This is a genomic window from Streptomyces sp. NPDC058877, assembly GCF_042742855.1.
Classification (GTDB): domain Bacteria; phylum Actinomycetota; class Actinomycetes; order Streptomycetales; family Streptomycetaceae; genus Streptomyces.
In genome coordinates, this window is record NZ_JBHYMF010000415.1 from 1 (window position 1) to 1,179 (window position 1,179).

The following is a 1,179-nucleotide window of genomic DNA, read 5'->3' on the forward strand; positions in this document are numbered from 1 at the left end:
CACGGGAGGGGCGCACCGCCGGGCGGTGCGCCCCTCCGTCGTCCCCTGTGATCAGGCCGCGACCGGCCTGATCCGGTTCGTCCGGGACAGGAACTCCGTGTCGCGCAGCGCCCGGGTGGCGTTGGCATGGGCGAGGCCGACCAGCTCCCGGGCGGTCCAGCCCCGACGGAGCAGCTCCGCGAAGAGCGGGACGTAGCCGAGGCCCGGGGCAGTGGTGTGGGAGACGCCCGTGCACTGCGGGCCCGCCTCCGCCCGCACCCGGTCGAGGAGGTCGGCGGCAGCGGCCGGATCGTCCGTGACCGTGACCATGAGGACGGCACCGTTCTCCCCGAGGAGCCGCAGGACGTCATCGGGGAGGGTCTCGGGGGTCGCCCGGGTCAGCAGGGCCGGGGCGCGGGTGACGGCAAGGGCGCGACGGACCGTGTCCTGGTCGGCGCCGGAGAGGTCGACGGCCAGGCCGATGCGGTTCATCTCGCGCACCGCCTCACGGGCGAAGCGGTCGAAGCGGGTGAGGTTGACCGCCCGTACGCCCAGGGCGTGGTAGGCCCGCAGGGTGGCGGCGGAACCGCCGAGCGCCGTCCAGCTGACCGGGCCGAGCAGGGCGGCGACGCGCCCGCAGTTGCGGGCGTGGGCCAGCTCGGTGGTGGTGTGGGCGAGACGCAGGTCCTCGGGGCAGGCTGCGACGAGGGCGCGGACCGCGTCGATCCGCCGTAGGGTGCCGATGACGCCCTCGTCGACCCCGACGTGCAGCGACCAGAGCTGGGCCCCGGCTTGCGCGGCCCGGACGGGCGGCAGGTCCTCGGGGTCGAGGGCCTTCGGGAGCTCCGTGTGGCCCTCGGTGACGGGCTGGGCGGCCAGGATGGCCCGGGCGCGGGCCGTCTCGTCGAGCGGCGGGGGTGGCTCTGGCGGGTCGGGCTCGCCGGCGGCGGCAGGGACGCTGGTGAGGGTGGGATGGTCGTCTAGCAGATCCGCCATGGTCTTACTCCGAACTCGGCGATGCAGTACCGCCCCGCCGAAGGCGACGGGGCAGTACCGTCCACCGTGCCACCGGCCCCCTCGCGGGGGCGCGGTGGACTGGGCCGTCCGGGTGAGCGGCCGGTGATGCGGCAACCGGGGCGCGGAGCGGGCCGGTCCGCTCCGCGACGTCCCGATGGCGCGCGCGGAGGGCCCCGGTCGTGC

At 76.4% G+C, this 1,179-nt stretch carries 1 protein-coding gene; it reads right to left on the minus strand.

Features of this window, described 5'->3' with window-relative positions; translation table 11 throughout:
* Positions 1-51: 51 nt before the first annotated feature.
* Complete coding sequence (locus tag ACFW2Y_RS35960; RefSeq protein WP_384887986.1) at positions 52-975, minus strand: membrane dipeptidase; 924 nt, start codon at positions 973-975, stop codon at positions 52-54.
* Positions 976-1,179 lie beyond the last annotated feature (204 nt).

Excerpts from the sequence above, each read along its gene's own strand:
- ACFW2Y_RS35960 (WP_384887986.1), bottom strand. The coding sequence starts at position 975 with ATGGCGGATCTGCTAGACGACCATCCCACCCTCACCAGCGTCCCTGCC.